General features: G+C 44.1%; 19 protein-coding genes and 1 tRNA gene. 18 read left to right on the top strand and 2 right to left on the bottom strand.

The features are described from left to right. Window positions 1-132 precede the first annotated feature (132 nt). The 4 genes from ACKI5G_RS08430 (at window position 133) to ACKI5G_RS08415 (ending at window position 3,237) form a co-directional block, all read left to right on the top strand. Window positions 133-651: a hypothetical protein gene (locus tag ACKI5G_RS08430; protein WP_027397232.1), complete on the top strand. Its 519-nt coding sequence runs from the start codon at window positions 133-135 to the stop codon at window positions 649-651. 14 nt (window positions 652-665) lie between these two features. Further along, window positions 666-1,442, top strand: a complete 777-nt coding sequence (locus ACKI5G_RS08425) for a TIGR00282 family metallophosphoesterase (protein ID WP_027397233.1) — start codon at window positions 666-668, stop codon at window positions 1,440-1,442. 71 nt (window positions 1,443-1,513) lie between these two features. Further along, on the top strand, window positions 1,514-2,341 hold the full coding sequence (locus ACKI5G_RS08420; protein ID WP_407399419.1) for a PHP domain-containing protein: 828 nt from the start codon (window positions 1,514-1,516) through the stop codon (window positions 2,339-2,341). Window positions 2,342-2,367: 26 nt separating this feature from the next. Beyond that, on the top strand, window positions 2,368-3,237 hold the full coding sequence (locus ACKI5G_RS08415) for an Asp23/Gls24 family envelope stress response protein (protein ID WP_027397235.1): 870 nt from the start codon (window positions 2,368-2,370) through the stop codon (window positions 3,235-3,237). A gap of 63 nt (window positions 3,238-3,300) precedes the next feature. Here the strand turns inward: ACKI5G_RS08415 and ACKI5G_RS08410 are convergent. Then, window positions 3,301-3,376, bottom strand: a tRNA-Gln gene (locus ACKI5G_RS08410). A 63-nt stretch (window positions 3,377-3,439) separates the two neighbouring features. Next, window positions 3,440-4,981: a DUF4127 family protein gene (locus tag ACKI5G_RS08405; protein WP_407399417.1), complete on the bottom strand. Its 1,542-nt coding sequence runs from the start codon at window positions 4,979-4,981 to the stop codon at window positions 3,440-3,442. A 388-nt stretch (window positions 4,982-5,369) separates the two neighbouring features. Between ACKI5G_RS08405 and rsmD the strand changes: the two genes are divergently transcribed. From rsmD to ACKI5G_RS08335, 14 genes are all read left to right on the top strand, one after another. Beyond that, window positions 5,370-5,936, top strand: coding sequence for a 16S rRNA (guanine(966)-N(2))-methyltransferase RsmD (gene rsmD / locus ACKI5G_RS08400; RefSeq protein ID WP_407399415.1), 567 nt, complete (start codon window positions 5,370-5,372; stop codon window positions 5,934-5,936). Continuing rightward, window positions 5,933-6,412, top strand: a complete 480-nt coding sequence (gene coaD / locus ACKI5G_RS08395; protein WP_407399413.1) for a pantetheine-phosphate adenylyltransferase — start codon at window positions 5,933-5,935, stop codon at window positions 6,410-6,412. Before rsmD ends, coaD begins: the two co-directional genes overlap by 4 nt. Before the next feature lie 45 nt (window positions 6,413-6,457). Next, on the top strand, window positions 6,458-6,976 hold the full coding sequence (locus ACKI5G_RS08390; protein WP_407399411.1) for a hypothetical protein: 519 nt from the start codon (window positions 6,458-6,460) through the stop codon (window positions 6,974-6,976). A 127-nt stretch (window positions 6,977-7,103) separates the two neighbouring features. Then, complete coding sequence (locus ACKI5G_RS08385) at window positions 7,104-7,553, top strand: CtsR family transcriptional regulator (protein ID WP_407399409.1); 450 nt, start codon at window positions 7,104-7,106, stop codon at window positions 7,551-7,553. Window positions 7,554-7,724: 171 nt separating this feature from the next. Continuing rightward, complete coding sequence (gene radA / locus ACKI5G_RS08380) at window positions 7,725-9,104, top strand: DNA repair protein RadA (protein WP_407399407.1); 1,380 nt, start codon at window positions 7,725-7,727, stop codon at window positions 9,102-9,104. A 316-nt stretch (window positions 9,105-9,420) separates the two neighbouring features. Then, window positions 9,421-9,912 (top strand): CarD family transcriptional regulator, encoded by a 492-nt coding sequence (locus ACKI5G_RS08375; RefSeq protein WP_407399405.1) that lies wholly within the window; start codon window positions 9,421-9,423, stop codon window positions 9,910-9,912. A gap of 111 nt (window positions 9,913-10,023) precedes the next feature. After that, entirely contained in the window at window positions 10,024-11,193 is a 1,170-nt protein-coding gene (locus ACKI5G_RS08370; protein ID WP_407399403.1) for a PIN/TRAM domain-containing protein, read from the top strand. 80 nt (window positions 11,194-11,273) lie between these two features. Further along, the gene (gene ispD / locus ACKI5G_RS08365; RefSeq protein WP_407399402.1) at window positions 11,274-12,032 is read left to right on the top strand and encodes a 2-C-methyl-D-erythritol 4-phosphate cytidylyltransferase; all 759 of its coding nucleotides are present in this window, start codon (window positions 11,274-11,276) and stop codon (window positions 12,030-12,032) included. A gap of 11 nt (window positions 12,033-12,043) precedes the next feature. Then, complete coding sequence (gene ispF, locus ACKI5G_RS08360) at window positions 12,044-12,520, top strand: 2-C-methyl-D-erythritol 2,4-cyclodiphosphate synthase (RefSeq protein WP_407399400.1); 477 nt, start codon at window positions 12,044-12,046, stop codon at window positions 12,518-12,520. A gap of 52 nt (window positions 12,521-12,572) precedes the next feature. Then, on the top strand, window positions 12,573-14,012 hold the full coding sequence (gene cysS / locus ACKI5G_RS08355) for a cysteine--tRNA ligase (protein WP_407399398.1): 1,440 nt from the start codon (window positions 12,573-12,575) through the stop codon (window positions 14,010-14,012). Between the two features lie 3 nt (window positions 14,013-14,015). After that, complete coding sequence (locus ACKI5G_RS08350; RefSeq protein ID WP_407399396.1) at window positions 14,016-14,504, top strand: Mini-ribonuclease 3; 489 nt, start codon at window positions 14,016-14,018, stop codon at window positions 14,502-14,504. A 32-nt stretch (window positions 14,505-14,536) separates the two neighbouring features. Further along, entirely contained in the window at window positions 14,537-15,226 is a 690-nt protein-coding gene (thyX, locus tag ACKI5G_RS08345; RefSeq protein ID WP_407399394.1) for an FAD-dependent thymidylate synthase, read from the top strand. A 1-nt stretch (window position 15,227) separates the two neighbouring features. Beyond that, window positions 15,228-15,998 carry a 23S rRNA (guanosine(2251)-2'-O)-methyltransferase RlmB gene (rlmB, locus tag ACKI5G_RS08340; protein ID WP_407399392.1) on the top strand — a complete coding sequence of 257 codons (771 nt, stop codon included), beginning with the start codon at window positions 15,228-15,230 and terminating at the stop codon, window positions 15,996-15,998. Between the two features lie 2 nt (window positions 15,999-16,000). Continuing rightward, window positions 16,001-16,534: an NYN domain-containing protein gene (locus ACKI5G_RS08335; protein ID WP_407399422.1), complete on the top strand. Its 534-nt coding sequence runs from the start codon at window positions 16,001-16,003 to the stop codon at window positions 16,532-16,534. The last annotated feature ends 7 nt before the right edge of the window (window positions 16,535-16,541 follow it).

Raw genomic sequence — 16,541 nt, 5'->3', positions numbered from 1 at the left:
TGATGTAAAAAATACATAAAGCTCTGGGGAAATATGGTATAATATAAGAGTATTGTAAGCATAAATAATTGAGCCGGCGTTAGCCGGCTCTTTGGGGTTTTTTTATACTGTTTTGCAAAGGAGGCGGGAAATATGGATTATTCCAACGGTACTGAGAGTGAAGTGAGCATGGACAGCGTACAGCTGGTGGCAGGACTTCTTATCTGTTTCCCTGAATTTTCCAAGATTCGCCTGGACTCCAAGGAGAAGGCTGTAATTATGGAGATTTCCGTCAGGGAGGCTCCTGAGAAAGAAAAATTTGAAGAGGCTGAACGACTTATTGAGGACAGCCTTATGCTTTATCATAATATTGAGCATACCAGCGGTGGAAAATTGGGCTTTACATACGAGAATTTTTCTCTGCAAATCTATAGAGATATTGCCAGTCTTTCCCGGGGAGAGGTTGGCCTGATTGTTAGCTTGCTAAAGGAGAAATTTGCTGATATTATCATAACCGACGAGGTAAGAAATCCTGATGAGGATTTAATCTACATGCAGTCGGAAATGATAGATCATCGCATCAGATTCCTAAAGGAAAACAAGATTCCTGAGTCCATGGTGGGTGTCCGTGAAGAGGGCAGGGTCATGGTGTATGACAATGATTTAATTTAAATGAGGTATTGTCTGTGAAGATTTTAATTGTTGGAGACGTGGTGGGCCGTCCGGGCCGTAAGGCTTTCAAGAAGTACACCAAGGAGCTTCGCGAAAAAAATAATATAGATGTGGTTATTGTAAATGGTGAAAATTCTGCTGCCGGCAAAGGTGTAAGCCGTAAATCCCTTGATGAGCTTTATGCCGGCGGAGCAGATATTGTTACTTCAGGCAATCATATTTGGGATAAGCGTGAGGTATATGAGGTTATAGATACTGATCCCTACCTTGTTCGCCCTGCCAATTATCCTGAGGGGGCTCCAGGCAAGGGCTGGTGCCTGTATCCGTTTAAAGCAAAGAATCTGGCAGTGATTAATATGTCCGGACGTGCTTTTATGCCGGAGATGGACTGCCCGTTCCAGAAAATTGAGGATGTGCTGTCTGAAATTGGGGATCAGGCGGATATAAAGATTTTGGATTTCCATGCAGAGACCACTTCGGAAAAGATGGCCATGGGCTTTTATCTCGATGGTCGTGTCCAGGTGGTGGTGGGTACCCACACCCATATTCAAACCGCCGATGAACGTATTTTGCCAGAGGGTACAGCCTATATCACTGATCTGGGAATGGTGGGACCATGGAACTCAGTATTGGGTGTAAAATCCGATATTATCATCAAAAAATTTACCACCTGTATGCCTGCAAGATTTGATTTGGCAGATGGACCAGCTGTGTATTCGGCCATTGTGGTGGAAATTGATGATGCTACCAATAAGCCAGTGGGCGTTGAGCGGATTCTGATTAAAGAATAAGTATTTTAGCAGGATATTTAGTTCTTTTCTACGAATATATTATGCTAAAGTATGTTATGGGGAGAAAAATCATGTCTAGTGATTTACACATGCATACTACCAGTTCTGATGGTCATTTGACTCCTGAGGAGCTGGTTGATGCAGCAAAGGCTGCTGGCCTTAATTATATTGCAATAACTGATCATGATACCGTTGATGGTATCCGTCAGTTATATGAGGCAGGTCTATATCCTGCCAAGGGTATAAAAATTATTCCGGGAATTGAATTCAGTGCTCATCACGAGCTACATGAAATTCATATTCTTGGCTATAACATTGATATTTACGACAAGGTGCTGGCTGATAGGCTTAATGATGTGGTGGAGGCCAGATGGCTGCGCTTTTCCAGTATAGTGCAGAAATTACAGGAGCTGGATTATAATATTTCCGAGACGGATGTTTTGGAAATCGCCGGTGACAGCACCTCTATAAGTCGCTCCCATATTGCACAGGCGCTGATGAAGAAGGGAGCCTTCGGCTCAGTGAAGGAGTGCTTTGACAAGGTGTTGGGCAAGGGATGTCCTGCTTATGTTTCGCATTTCCTGTTGGAGCCTGAGGAGATTATTGATTTAATAAAACAAAGCGGCGGAATTCCTGTATTGGCTCATCCAAGATTGATTCACGATGATGAGCTGGTGGAGGAGCTGCTTAAGAAAGGCATTGAAGGGGTAGAGGCCATTTATCCAAAGCATAGTCCTGAGGATACTCAGCGTTATATAGATATGGCAAATAAATACAATCTTATGATTACTGGCGGTTCTGATTTTCACGGTATTCCGGGCCGTTTGCCTGAAAATTTAGGCGAGTTTGTTATTGAGGACAGCTATGCGGCTGAGATTTATCGCGAACCAGGGATGTGAACAAGCCGTTAAATAGGGGTGGTTACATGGACGTTATTGCATTTGTTGGTCCCAGCGGGACAGGAAAAAGTCATAGAGCTCTTTTGGTAGCCCACAATAATCAGGCCGATGCCATTATTGATGATGGTCTTTTCATTAAGGATGGCAAGATAATTGCTGGTACTTCTGCCAAGAAGGAGCAGAATAAGGTGCTGGCTGTTAAAAGGGCTATTTTCGTATTGCCAGGCCATGCCAAGGAAGTAAGCAGGGCCATTGAGGAGACCCAGCCAAAACGGATTCTCATTTTGGGAACATCGGAAAATATGGTTATTAAGATTGCCAAGGCCCTTAAATTGCCTGAGATATCCAAGTTCGTTCACATTGAGGATATTGCTACCCAGGGAGAGATGGATAAGGCCAGAAAGCATCGTTTGGAGCAGGGCAAGCACGTTATTCCGGTGCCTACCATTGAACTGAAGCCTCATTTTTCCGGGTATTTGGTGGATTCCTTGAAGTCCATGGTAAAAAGAGAGGATGAACAGAAGCGCCGTCAGCGCCACCTGCTGGGAGAAAAATCCATTGTCCGCCCGGTATTCAGCTATTATGGCAAGCTGATTATTGACGATTCCTGTATTGAGGCCATCGTGCGTCGTATTCTCACAGATAGCGGAAATGTTACCAAGGTGGCCGATGCAGAGGTGCGTCATGTGTATCGGGGGGATGGTGCAGTAGGATATGAATCTCAAGGTATAGAACTTGATTGTGCGGTTATCATATCCTTTGGCAAGCACATACCTACTTTGGTTCAGCAGATGCAGATGGAGATCAAAAAAGAAGTGGAGCGACTGACAGGTATGGCAGTGAAAAAGGTTAATATCACCATTAAAGCACTGTTTGTACAGCCGAAAAATATATGAAATGTTCAATTTTTAGAAAGCAAAAAAGGGTTCTGCATTAGCAGAACCCTTAAGTTTTTTATATGGCAGGGGTAGCAGGACTCGAACCTACGAATGCTGGATTCAGAATCCAGTGCCTTACCAACTTGGCGATACCCCTATGCTGTTTTCACAACGATAATTAGTATAAGTGAAAGAAAGGGGATTGTCAAGAATAATTTACTTATTTTTTACGGAGAGTTGGGGAAGCCTTTAGATTTATTTCGAAGGTCCTTGGCCAAGGGAAATATGAGCTTATCTGCATATCAGTTACAGTATACTCAGTGTTTTTTAGCCAAAAAGATTTGGTGAAAGCATCTGAAGTCTTATATTGAACAAGCCGTTGATTCATGGCGGCTTCCATCATATCCACTGCCCATTTATAATTGTGCTCCAAATCCAGATCGTATACGTTGCTGTACCCCTTTTTCTTAAGGTTGCTGTTCACCAGATCAATTACATCCTTCAAATAATAATAGTCTTCGCAAATCCGATTGTTGAGGTTAGTTAGATTGCTGTATATCACTTTATCTTGTTCCACCCCTTGGCCAAGTGCAGTAAGATATATTTCTGCCTGGGATATGGCTGTGCCTATGGAGTTGCTGGCAGTGTTCCATCCGGCGTAGGCTATTAGGGAATTTACAGGAAAGTTTTCCTTTATTAGAATAGGCAAAAGTGCCTCCGGGGCGATGAAGCTTTTACTTAAATCCACCAGTGCCACGGGCTTTCCCTTTTGTTGATAGCTTAGCAGCTTTTCTGCGTTGTAGCGTCGCCTATCCATGGTTTCTTCATCTGTGGCACTAATAAAGAGAATATAATCTGCTTCTTCAGGTGTACTTACAATGAAGTTATGATGAAATTTCAGGCGTTCATGGGCTGTATCCTGATTGCAGATGGCCATGTATGGCATAACCTCCGTGGCAGCCTTTTCACTGCTGTAATCCACATAAACCTTGAAGCTGCTTGGCCTTGATATAATGTTGGTGAGTATGGACAGGGCCACCTCGTCGGCACCATGTAAAAAGGCCAGCTTGTCTGTAGGAATCTGATTCTTGTGGAGATAGTGCATGAATTCCTTTAATTTCAGATTTGGCAGACTGTAGACTTCGCCGTCGTCCTGCCCAAAGGTCAGGTCCTCCAGGGTTCCGTCAGCTGTAAGGCTTGCCAGCAGGCAGTTAAGGCGCAGATTCCTGTTGTATATTTCAGTATATGCTTTTATTTGCTCTGGTGGAATCTCCTCTTCCAGTCGTTGAATTTTCTCAGCAGTATCGGAAAGGGGCTTATCATCGTATTTGTGAACCAGCCGTGACCATTCCATTAGCTTTTTGCGGTCCTGGTATCTTTCCACAAAATCAGGAGGATTCATCCTGGGGAGAATGGAAAAGGCATGAAGCTTTATATTAGGGTTGTCTTTGTGGAGCTTTTTCAGATAATCTGCCAGAGCAACGATATCCTCGCCTTTTATGGGCTTATTTCTTGATGCTATAAGTCCTCCGTATAGGAGCTGGTCAATGGAAATAATAGCTTCATCGCAGTGCTTTATTTCGTCGTAAAGCCACGTCCGTATTTTTGAGGTATCTCCCGGCAGGGTGTAAAAGTCCATAGTTTCACTTGGTGGAAGGATAATTTCAATGCCGGCGGTACGTCCGTTATCTGCTACCAGTTGCCCGCATGGCGGGCGGCTGTCCAGAGGTACCAGTAATACCTTCTTTGTAGTTGTAGGCATCTGCTCTATTATTTCTCCCTGTTGCTTTTGGGATATGAGGAATCCCGAGCCCAGCAAAATACATATTATTATAAAATATATAGGAATGTATCTTTTCATATCAGCCTCTGTTATATGGTAAAAACTTTGCTTGTTTATTATACCCTATTTTGTGTTAAATATACTCTTTAAAAGCAAAAGAAAAGGAAGCCACGGGCAATGGCTTCCTTTTCGAGGGATGGAATATGAAAAAATGGGTTGTATAGCGATTTGCTATGGTCATATAATACTAAAGAAATATGGAAAAACCATGGAAGACTATGGAAATAACATGAAAATTTTGATATTTTTTGTGGCAGTATTTTGTGTTAGAATTATGAAGGAAAAAATAAAGTAATGAGGTTTATATATGCGTATAATTACTGGCTCGGCCCGGGGATGCAATTTAAAAACCCCGAAAGGAATGAATACCCGTCCAACGTCTGACAGGGTTAAGGAGTCACTGTTTAGTATTTTGGGGCGTGAGGTCGTAGGCAAAAGAATACTTGATATATTTGCCGGTACCGGCAGTTTGGGGCTGGAGGCCCTTAGCCGTGGGGCGGAGCATGCCTGCCTGGTTGATAAGGCTACAGCAGATATTTTGAAATACAACGCAGAGCATACACACCTGGCAGACAGGACAGAGATTTATAAGGGTGATGTATTTGCCATAATGCAAAGGCTTTCTACTCAGGGCAAGGAGTTCGATGTGGTATTTTGCGACCCTCCATATCATTTGGGCCTCTGGGAGAGAGCTCTTTTGTGGCTTGATTCCAGTGATATTCTGGCAGATGATGCCTTGATAATTGCAGAGATGGGCGGGGATGAGAACGATATTCCGGAGCTTTCCCACATGAGACTTTTGAGAAATCAGAAATATGGCAAAACAACCCAGATTTATATTTTCGAGTACAAGAAGGCAGGTGTGGACAAATGAGTTCAGCAATTTTTCCAGGAAGTTTTGATCCGGTTACCAACGGTCACCTTGATATCATAAAAAGAGCTGCTAAAATATTTGACCGGCTGGTGGTAGGGGTGTTTAACAATATCAGAAAGCAGTCATTTTTGCCGGTGGAAGCCAGGGTAAAAGCTCTTAAGGAAGCAGTGGCGGATATGGAGAATGTGGAAGTGGTTTCCTTTGACGGCCTTTTGGCGGATTATATGCTCGAAAATGATATTCAGGTTATTGTCCGTGGTCTTCGTTCCGTTACGGATTTTGAATATGAGCAGGGACAGGCACAGATAATAAAGAGCATACACCATGAGTTGGATACATTTTTCCTGTTGACTAACCCCCAATTGTCTTATATCAGTTCCTCTGTTATAAGGGAAGTGCATAAATTCGGTGGCGATATTAGCACCTTGGTGCCAGAATCGGTTTTAATAGCTATTGAACATTTTAACAATAAATGATATTCTAATAAGGTAGATTATAATTAAGAAAGTGGGTTTGGGCTCATGGAAATGGAAATAGATAAGATCTTAGAAGAAATTGAGAATTTGGTTGCTTCTTCCAATCGAGTTCCCTTTTTGGATAAAGTTATGATAGATGACGTGGAGCTGTTTCGCCTGATGGATGTTTTGAGGAGTGAGCTTCCTCGACAGATTCAGGAGGCAGGGGATATTGTCAACCGTCGTGATGAGATTATCAGTGCAGCTCAGATGGAGGCAGAGCGTTTGGTGGATGGTGCAAAGCGTGAGGCTGAGCAGACTATTGAGCGTGCCAATGCCTATGCCCAGAAGGCTGTTGACGAGAATGAGATCGTTGTGAGAGCCAAGGAACAGGAAAAGGCTATTATGGATCAGACCATGGCTGCCGCTCAGCAGATGAAGGATGAAACTGAGCAGTATGCTACTCAGCTCAGAACCAGTGCTGATGATTATGCCAACCAGATTTTTGACCATGTACTGGAGACTGTGGGCAGTGCACTTCAGGCTGTTCAGGAGGCCAAGGGCCAGCTTAACAATCCGCAGTAATATAGTATATGTTTTGATTAGGATGTCGCAGGTGCGGCATCCTTTTTGTTTTGAACTTTCTAATAAATTGGGGTATAATAAAGTCAAATAGTCAATTAATCAATTAATTCTATAAGAAGGTGAGATTATGAGTAATATTGCAGATTTAATTGAAGAATATATCCTGCGCCGCTTGGCAGAGCAGCAGAATGGTCAGGTGGAACTGAGGCGTACTGATATAGCAGATGAAATATCCTGTGCCCCATCCCAGATCAGTTATGTGCTGAATACCCGCTTTACTCATGACAAGGGATTTGCCGTAGAATCCCGTCGTGGACTTGGTGGATTTATCCGCATTGTGCGGGTACCTTTGCAGAACATTATCTATGAGGACATGATCAGTAAAATTGACGCTGATACGGAGCTTATGGAGATAAAAGGCATGGTACGTTATCTTATTCAACACCAGATGATTAATTCCCGGGAGGGAGCTCTGGTTATTCAGGCAGCAAACTGTGCCTATGATGGTATGGATACCAAGGACAGGGTAAATATGCTAAAGACGTTGTTCATAACCCTGGCGGAATTTTCCCGTTAAGTGACTTCGTGATATTTTTATGGGCAGAAATAAATTGGCTCCCAAAGAAGGGGACATACTAAAGAATATTGTTAATTTTTTGCTTAGCTTTGGCATAGCGGTGGTATGGTTGCTCAGATCACTGTTTAGGCTGCTGGCTAAGCCATTTATCGGGAAAGGGAAGCAACGGTAATGGCAAAATCAAAGACCATGTTTGTTTGTCAGGAGTGTGGTTATGATACTCCTAAATGGCTGGGAAAGTGTCCTGGCTGCGGTCAATGGAATACATTGGTGGAAGAGGTAATAAAGCCTGATAATACAAAGCAGAGGGGACTTAATTTGGGTCTTTCCAATCAGAGTAAGCCTTGTCCCATCAGTGATGTGGTGCTGGAGAAGATGCCCCGTATCACCACTGGATCAGCAGAGCTGGACAGGGTGCTGGGAGGTGGCTTGATACCGGGCTCCATGGTGCTGATTGTGGGTGATCCTGGTATAGGAAAGTCAAGTCTTACTCTCAGAGTATGTGCCAATGAGGCCAGAGATGGTCGTAAGGTGCTGTACGTAACAGGTGAGGAAAGCGTACAGCAGGTTCGTATGCGTGCTGACCGTATTGACGCAGTCTCAGATACCTTGATGGTGGTGAGCGAGACGAATCTTGAGGTTATAGAAAAACATATTCTGGACCTTAAACCTGATGTGTTGGTTATCGATTCTATTCAGACAGTATTTCGTCCGGATATCCAAAGTGCTCCGGGCAGTGTCAGTCAGGTGCGTGAGTGTGCTGTGGAAATTCTGCGTGTGGCCAAAACAAATGGTATTGCAGCTTTTATCGTGGGTCATGTGACAAAGGACGGCACTTTGGCCGGGCCAAGGGTCCTGGAGCATATCGTGGATACGGTGCTTTATTTCGAGGGGGGCAATAACGCCGAATACCGTATGCTGCGGGCTATAAAAAATCGTTTTGGCAGTACCAATGAAATCGGTGTTTTTGAAATGCGTGATGTGGGGTTGGTGGATGTTGTCGATGCCTCGAAGCTGTTTTTGTCCGAGCGTCAGGATGATAATGGTAGCGTAATCGTGCCAACGGTGGAGGGAACACGACCATTGCTGGTGGAAATTCAGGCCCTTGTGGCCAAGACCCCATATGTGCCACCTAAGAGAATTTCCGATTCAGTGGACCTAAAAAGATTACAGCTTTTGCTGGCGGTCCTTGAAAAGAAGGTTCATCTTGCCATGGGTGCCTGTGATGTGTTTGTTAAGGCGGCGGGTGGTATTCGCATTGATGAGCCGGCAGCGGATTTAGGTATTTGCGTTGCCATGGCCTCCAGCTTTGCCAGCAGACCACTTCGACCTGCCACTGTGGCCTTTGGTGAGGTGGGGCTCTCAGGAGAAATTCGCGCTGTAAGTCAGGCCGAAAACAGAGTCCGGGAGGCGAAACGTCTTGGATTCAAGAGTATAGTATTGCCTCAGAAAAATTATGAGCAGCTTTTGGCAGATAAAAAGTTTACGGACATGACTCTTTATGGAGTGTCAAATATAACTGAAGCATTATCAAGTGCTATGCCAAGATAAAAACGATATTATGTTATATTTTACACAGTGGGCAGTTATCGGTCGCACGTCACCGTAACTAAAACTTTGTATTGCTATTAACAATAGTGGAAAAAATCATAACTCGCGTTGCTCAAACAGATGATTTTTTCCACTAAAGCAGAAGAAAAGCAATAAAAGTTTCTTTACTTTACGGTTCCTAATTGCGACCAACAACTGTCCACTGTGTTCTCCTATTCTTGACATATTTTTTTTTATATGATAAAATTCATTCTTTTTTATTGACGAAATTTTTGGTATAATTTTACGTGTAGAGATGTCAATAGGGGGTGAATGTTTGCTGCAGATTGGTGACCGGGTAGTGTACCCGATGCATGGTGCTGGAGAAATCACCGGCATTGAAGAGTACGATGTTATGGGGCAAGGACAGATGAAGTCGTATTATGTTATGGAAATGCCCATCGGCGGAATGAGAATTATGCTTCCTGCTGATAATATTGATAAGGTTGGTTTGCGAGAGGTCAGCCCGACGGACATGGTGGATAAAATAGAAGAAGTGCTTAAGGGCGACCCTATCAAGGCTGTAGGAAGCTGGAATAAAAGGTTTCATGCAAACCTGAACCGCTTAAAGACTGGTGATATTTTGGAAGTAGCCGCTGTCCTTCGTAATCTTGCGCTTCAGGACAGGATTAAAAAAATATCCAGCGGCGAACGTCGCCTATTAGATACGGCGAAGCAGATTTTTTTGACGGAAATGGTATATGTCCTGGATGGCACCATGGAGACTACTGAAGTATGGCTTCAGAAGTTGTTAGAGCGAGAAAATTGAGTTTTATGGTTGCAATGGAAAGATTTAGGCTGCACTGCCATAGCGTTGGGTAATGGTATCGCAGCCACTTTTCATTTCATATTAGATTATGTGGTAAAGGAGGTGAGAAAAATGTTGGAAAAAGTTTTAAGAGTATTTGTGGTTGCACTGCTGGCGATTATTGGTGGTATTGCAATGCATATTGCCAGCCCGTTTTTTACGGAGCTTATCAGTACAGAGGTCTTAAAGAGTGAGCTGGGCCTTTTCAAAATGACAGCGGCTCATCTGATATTTCTTCTGTTGGGTATTGCAGCTGGTGCAGCAATAGGGTATACCACATCACCTTATTTTGCTTCAAAGCTTCAGAGATTTTCAGTCTGGGTTGAGGGACAGCTAAACAAAATGCCATTGCATGATGTTATAGCTGGACTTATTGGCCTGGCAATAGGACTTATAATTGCTAATTTGTTAGGTATAGCGTTTTCCAAGATACCGGTTGTGGGAGATTACATTCCTGGTATCTTCAGTATTGTTTTTGGTTATTTAGGGATTCATATAGTTATTCGTAAGCAGAAGGAATTAGGTGACCTTATTGGCAAGCTTCCAAGATTTTTTAAGGAAACCAGCCAGCATGTGGAACAATCCCGGAACAATAAAAAGATTAAAGGGGCAGGCCTTGATGCCATTAAGGAAATTGCTTCATCTCAGATTCCCTGCAAGCTGCTGGATACCAGCGTAATCATTGATGGACGCATTGCCGATATTTGCCGTACTGGTTTTATAGATGGCAAGCTGCTGATTCCGGTTTTTGTGCTGGAGGAATTACAGCATATTGCTGATATGTCAGATTCCCTTAAGCGGGTTCGTGGAAGACGTGGACTTGATATTTTGCAGCAGCTTCAAAATGAATTCGGTTCCCAGGTGGAGATAGTAAATCACGATTTCGATGATATTACTGAGGTGGATTCCAAGCTGGTGGAGCTGGGTCAGCTTACTGGGGGGAAAATCATAACTAATGATTACAACCTTAATAAGGTGGCAGAGCTTAGAGGTGTTTCTGTTCTTAATATCAACGAGCTGTCAAATGCTATTAAGCCGGTGGCTATTCCAGGCGAGAGCATGAAGGTTCAGATCGTTCGTGAAGGAAAGGAACAGGGCCAGGGCGTGGCCTACTTGGAGGATGGTACCATGATTGTGGTGGAAAACGGTCGTCGGTACATCAACGAAAACATTACGGTGGAGGTTACTTCTGCGTTGCAGACTGCAGCTGGCAGAATGATTTTTGCCAAACCGGTGGTTTGATTATTGTTTGATTTTTAAAACTAAAGGTTTAGGGCTCCTTTGGAGCCCTTTTCTGATATTTCGGTAATTCTGGAGGTACTATGGTTACAGTTATTTTTCCTGCCGCCGGCAAGGGGAGCAGAATGCAGGCAGGCATGAATAAAGTGTTTATGCCATTAGGTGGTGTACCAATACTCATCAGAACACTTTTGCAGTATTCCGGCTGTCCTGAAATAGATCAGATGGTGGTCGTTGTGGCTGCTGCAGAGGTGGATTTTGTTAAAAACGTCTTAAGTAAGGTACATGGCCTGAAGCCATATAATGTTGTGGCAGGGGGCAGTGAACGGCAATACTCCGTATTAAATGGTATAAAAAGCGTCCATGGTAGTAATGACGATATTATTTTGGTCCATGATGCAGCCCGTCCCCTTATAAGCCATGAAACCATAATTGCAGTAATTGAAGGTGCCAAAAGGTACGGTGGTGTAATTGCGGCGGTGGCCGCCAAGAATACTATTAAGGTCTGTGATGGCGAAGGGGTGGTCAAGGAAACTCCTGACCGTTCAACTCTGTGGGAGATACAGACACCTCAGGGATTTACGAGAAAAATACTTCTTGAGGCTAATGACAGAGCTCAGGCGGATGGTTTTTTAGGAACGGATGACGCCAGTCTGGTGGAGCGTATTGGTCATCAGGTCCACATAGTAAAAAGCGATTACAGGAATATAAAGATTACCACGCCTGAGGATATCATTATTGGCGAGGCCTTTATTAAGAGTCAGGGGCAGGACCAGCTGATTGAAGAAAATAATAGGATTATGGCTGAAATAAATGAGTTAATCAAGGATAGCTGGCAATAGGAGGCGATTTTATGACAAGATTTGGTATGGGCTATGATGTTCATCAGCTTAGTGAAAATAGAAAACTTATTATAGGTGGAGTGGAAATTCCCTTTGAAAAGGGGCTTTTAGGACATTCTGATGCTGATGTGCTGCTACATGCAATTGCAGATGCCCTTTTGGGGGCAGCGGCCTTAGGTGATATTGGAAAGCATTTTCCCGATACAGATGATCGCTACAAGGGGATTTCCAGTATTATCCTTTTGGAGCATGTGGGCAAGCTTCTGAAAGAAAAGGGCTATTTCGTTGGAAATGTGGATGCCACTATTGTGGCCCAGCGCCCAAAGATGCTGCCACACATTCCTCAGATGCGGGAAAACATCGCCAAAGCCCTGAATGTGGATGTGGACAGAATCAATGTTAAGGCCACTACGGAGGAGCATTTAGGCTTTACAGGCAATGGACAGGGGATTTCCTCATATGCAGTTGCAGGAATAGAGGGGGAATGATACAATCTTACAGATAAGATGTTATTTTCCATCAAAGGAGTATATATAGGTTATGTTGAAAGTTTATAATACCTTAACACGCAAGAAAGAAGAGTTTGTGCCACAGGAGCCGGGAAAGGTTGGCATGTATGTATGTGGTGTGACCCCTTATAACTATCCCCATATTGGTAACGCCCGTCCTTTTGTGACTTGGGATGTTATTAAACGCTATTTGAGAAATCGCGGTTTTGAAGTAAAGCATATCCAGAACTTTACAGATATGGATGACAAGATTATCAAGGCCGCAAATACCGAGGGGGTATCCTGGGAGACCATTACGGAGCGTTACATTGATGGATATTTCAAGTCCATTGATGCCTTAAATGTTCAGCGCGCAGATCTGTATCCTAAGGTAACTGAGCATATTCCCGATATTATCAACATGGTTCAGCGTATTATTGATAATGGATTTGGCTATGTCATTGACGGGGATGTTTATTTTAGCGTGGAGAAGTTCCCTGAGTACGGCAAGCTCTCCGGGCGCAAGCTGGAGGATATGCAGGCAGGAGCCAGAGTAGAGGTGGATAGCCGTAAGCATAATCCAATGGATTTTGCCCTTTGGAAGTCTGCAAAGCCAGGGGAACCATTCTGGGAAAGTCCATGGGGCAAGGGGCGTCCAGGCTGGCACATCGAGTGCTCCACCATGTCCCTTAAGTATTTGGGAGAAACCTTTGATTTCCATGGTGGTGGCAGCGACCTTATTTTCCCTCACCATGAGAATGAAATTGCTCAGTCCCAGTGTTGCTGCGGTGATTATAAGAGCTTTGCCCAGTATTGGCTGCACAATGGCTTTATTACCATTGATAACGAGAAGATGAGTAAGTCTTTAAATAACTTTATTACTGTACCGGATATTTTGAAGCAGTATCCTGGTGAAGTGGTTCGATTCTTCATTTTGCGTACCCATTACAGAAGCCCGTTGGATTTCAGTGAGGAGCGTATCAAGGAGGCTCAGGCCGGTCTTTTGCGCCTGAAAAATGCCTTGGACCTTGGTAATGAGGTGTTGGAGAAGGCAGGCAATACAGAAAAGGATACTCAGCTGGAAGAAATTGCTGAAAAGGCCATGGCTGATTTCTATGAGGCTATGGATGATGATTTCAATACCGCTCTGGCTATTGGATATATGTTTACATTGTCCAAGGAAATCAATACCTATGCCAACAATGTAATTAATAAGGGAACGGATTTTGATGCAGTTCACTTTGGCAAGCTGATGCAGGTTTATAAGGATATGGCGGCTGTAATCGGCATTTTTGAAAGCTCCCTTGAAATGCCGGAGGCTGATGATGGGGCCGGAATTTCTTCGGAGGAAATCGAGGCATTGATCGCTGAAAGAGCCGAGGCCAAGAAAAACAAGAATTGGGGACGGGCGGATGAAATTCGTGACAGCTTAAAGGCCCAGGGTATTATCCTTGAGGATTCTGCAGCCGGAACCAAGTGGAAGAAAGCGTAAAATATGACATTTGAACATTTAAAGAAGCTTGTTGATATGATGTTCGTGGATGATGGCAATGGTGGCGTTCAGCAAAGATATGATTCTGTGGACCCCAAAAGCCTTAATCCCTTGGTGTTGGCTTACATAGGGGATGCCTATTTCCACCTGTTTGTAAGGGGACGAATTCTTTCTTATGAACAGAGCAAGGTTCAGGTGCTGCACCAGTTTAGTGCCCAGATAGTATCCGCTGTGTGGCAGGACAAGGCATATCGCGGTATAGAATCCATGCTGACAGAGGAAGAAATGGCTGTTTACAAGCGTGGGCGCAATGCCAAAAGTCATGCCCCAAGAAGTGCCAGTGTGGCTCAGTATCATTCCAGTACGGGATTTGAGGCCTTATTGGGGTATTTGTATCTTATGGAAAGAAGCGAACGCCTCTATGAGCTGGCGGAAGAATCCTTTAAGATTATTTCCAGGGCCATGATGGATGAAATATCAAATAAGAAATAAATTTTTGTGTATATATTATTGGAGAAACAACTATGATAAAGGTTAAATTATTGGAGCATACTCCTGAGCCTGAGCGTGTTGTGGCTATGTCTGCAAGGCTTTGCTATTCTGCCTCCGGTGCTGAGGAGCTGTCAGAACGAATGACTGATGAGCAGGTTCAGAAGCTGCTGGCCAAGATTATTAAAATGGGTCATGCCTCCACCATGGAGCATGTTTCTTTTACCTTCGGTATTGAGGGGGTATCCCGTGTACTGACTCACCAGCTGGTACGCCATCGTCTGGCATCCTATAGCCAGCAGTCCCAGCGTTATGTGGCTGAGCACGATTTTGAGTATATTCTGCCACCAAGCATCGAGGAAAAGGCTGAGGCTAAGGCACGTTTCCAGAATTTAATGGATGATATTCAGAAGGCTTATAATGAACTGGCTGATATGGGGATTCCCAAGGAGGATGCCAGATATGTGCTGGCAAACGCCACAGAGACCAAGATTGTGGTAACCATGAATGCCCGTTCTTTGATGCACTTCTTTAATTTGCGTTGCTGCAACCGTGCCCAGTGGGAAATTCGTGAGCTGGCTTATAAGATGCTGGAACAGGTAAAGAAGGTTGCACCGCTTCTGTTTAAAAATGCGGGAGCCTCCTGTGTTGCCACCGGTCATTGCCCTGAGGGTGCCATGACCTGTGGTAAATTTGCTGAAATGATAAAGATGAGAGAAGACTGATATGGATAATAAAAAAAGTCCTGACCGGGAAATTCCCGAGGATATGGTGGCTGGCCGCAATGCTGTTATGGAAGCATTAAAGGGCAGTCGCAGTGTGAATAAAATTATGGTGGCCAAGGGCAGCAATGAAGGCTCCATTAAGGAAATAATTGCTGTGGCCAAGGAGAAGGGCGTTAATATTATGTACATGGAGCGCAGTAAAATTGACTCCATGGCCCGGGGAATCCGTCATCAGGGTGTACTGGCCCAGGTGGCACCGGTTCAGTATGTGGAGCTGGAGGATATATTACAGATTGCCCGGGATAAGAATGAGCCTCCCTTTATCCTGTTATTGGATGAGCTGGAGGACCCGCATAATTTGGGAGCTCTTCTTCGTACTGCTGATGCAGCCGGTGTACATGGTGTATTGATTCCTAAAAGACGTAGTGTACCTTTGTCTGCCACCGTGGCCAAAACCTCTGCCGGAGCGGTGGAATATGTGCCAGTAGCCCGCATCGGAAATATGGTACAGACCATTCGTCGCCTAAAGGATGAGGGGCTGTGGGTAGCTGCTGCAGATATGGATGGCACTGACTATTATGAGGCTGATATGACTGGACCACTGTTATTGATTGTGGGCAGTGAGGGCCATGGTGTAGGACGTCTTGTAAAGGAACAGTGCGATTTCGTTGTGCGTATACCAATGATGGGAAAGATCAATTCCCTGAATGCATCTGTGGCAGGCTCTATTTTAATGTATGAGGCCATGAAGCAGAGAATTCAAAGGGGCTAAATATAATGAAGAAAAAGCCAAGAGAATATTATATTATTGATGGCTATAATGTAATCAATTCCTGGCCGGAGCTTATGAAGCTTAGAAATAATCTGGCTGAGGCCAGGGATACCCTTATCCACCTTTTGTCAGAATACGGTGCTTATGAGCGCTATGAAATGATAGTGGTTTTTGATGCCCTCTTTACTGATTCCGAGGAGCATGTGGAAAAGGTTAATGAACACTTTACGGTGGTGTATACAGGTAAGGGAGAAACTGCTGACAGCTACATTGAGCGCAATGCCTATGATTATGTCCGTATGGGCAAGGAGGTACATGTGGTGACCTCCGACGGGGCGGAGCAGTCCGTTATTTTGGGGGCCGGAGCCTATCGTCATCCCTCTAAAGAGTTTCATCGTATATTGAAGCGGACCAAGAAAGAATTGCGGCATGAATATCTGACTAAGCCTGTATTTCCGGTTTCCCGCAATGAAATCAGCAGCCATCTTGATGCTGATACTTTGGCAAAATTGGATGCACTTCGTAAAATGAAATAGGCAGAAT

The sequence above is a fragment of the Anaerovibrio sp. genome (assembly GCF_045637405.1).
Lineage (GTDB): Bacteria > Bacillota > Negativicutes > Selenomonadales > Selenomonadaceae > Anaerovibrio.
Note: the sequence above shows the minus strand (reverse complement) of the source record. Positions and strands in the feature narration are given on the sequence as shown.

Bases quoted from the DNA above. Each gene is read 5' to 3' on its own strand.
- ACKI5G_RS08430 (WP_027397232.1), top strand. From the start codon at position 133: ATGGATTATTCCAACGGTACTGAGAGTGAAGTGAGCATGGACAGCGTA.
- ACKI5G_RS08420 (WP_407399419.1), top strand. From the start codon at position 1,514: ATGTCTAGTGATTTACACATGCATACTACCAGTTCTGATGGTCATTTG.
- ACKI5G_RS08415 (WP_027397235.1), top strand. From the start codon at position 2,368: ATGGACGTTATTGCATTTGTTGGTCCCAGCGGGACAGGAAAAAGTCAT.
- ACKI5G_RS08405 (WP_407399417.1), bottom strand. From the start codon at position 4,981: ATGCCTACAACTACAAAGAAGGTATTACTGGTACCTCTGGACAGCCGC.
- rsmD (WP_407399415.1), top strand. From the start codon at position 5,370: ATGCGTATAATTACTGGCTCGGCCCGGGGATGCAATTTAAAAACCCCG.
- coaD (WP_407399413.1), top strand. From the start codon at position 5,933: ATGAGTTCAGCAATTTTTCCAGGAAGTTTTGATCCGGTTACCAACGGT.
- ACKI5G_RS08390 (WP_407399411.1), top strand. From the start codon at position 6,458: ATGGAAATGGAAATAGATAAGATCTTAGAAGAAATTGAGAATTTGGTT.
- ACKI5G_RS08385 (WP_407399409.1), top strand. From the start codon at position 7,104: ATGAGTAATATTGCAGATTTAATTGAAGAATATATCCTGCGCCGCTTG.
- radA (WP_407399407.1), top strand. From the start codon at position 7,725: ATGGCAAAATCAAAGACCATGTTTGTTTGTCAGGAGTGTGGTTATGAT.
- ACKI5G_RS08370 (WP_407399403.1), top strand. From the start codon at position 10,024: ATGTTGGAAAAAGTTTTAAGAGTATTTGTGGTTGCACTGCTGGCGATT.
- ispD (WP_407399402.1), top strand. From the start codon at position 11,274: ATGGTTACAGTTATTTTTCCTGCCGCCGGCAAGGGGAGCAGAATGCAG.
- ispF (WP_407399400.1), top strand. From the start codon at position 12,044: ATGACAAGATTTGGTATGGGCTATGATGTTCATCAGCTTAGTGAAAAT.
- cysS (WP_407399398.1), top strand. From the start codon at position 12,573: ATGTTGAAAGTTTATAATACCTTAACACGCAAGAAAGAAGAGTTTGTG.
- ACKI5G_RS08350 (WP_407399396.1), top strand. From the start codon at position 14,016: ATGACATTTGAACATTTAAAGAAGCTTGTTGATATGATGTTCGTGGAT.
- thyX (WP_407399394.1), top strand. From the start codon at position 14,537: ATGATAAAGGTTAAATTATTGGAGCATACTCCTGAGCCTGAGCGTGTT.
- rlmB (WP_407399392.1), top strand. From the start codon at position 15,228: ATGGATAATAAAAAAAGTCCTGACCGGGAAATTCCCGAGGATATGGTG.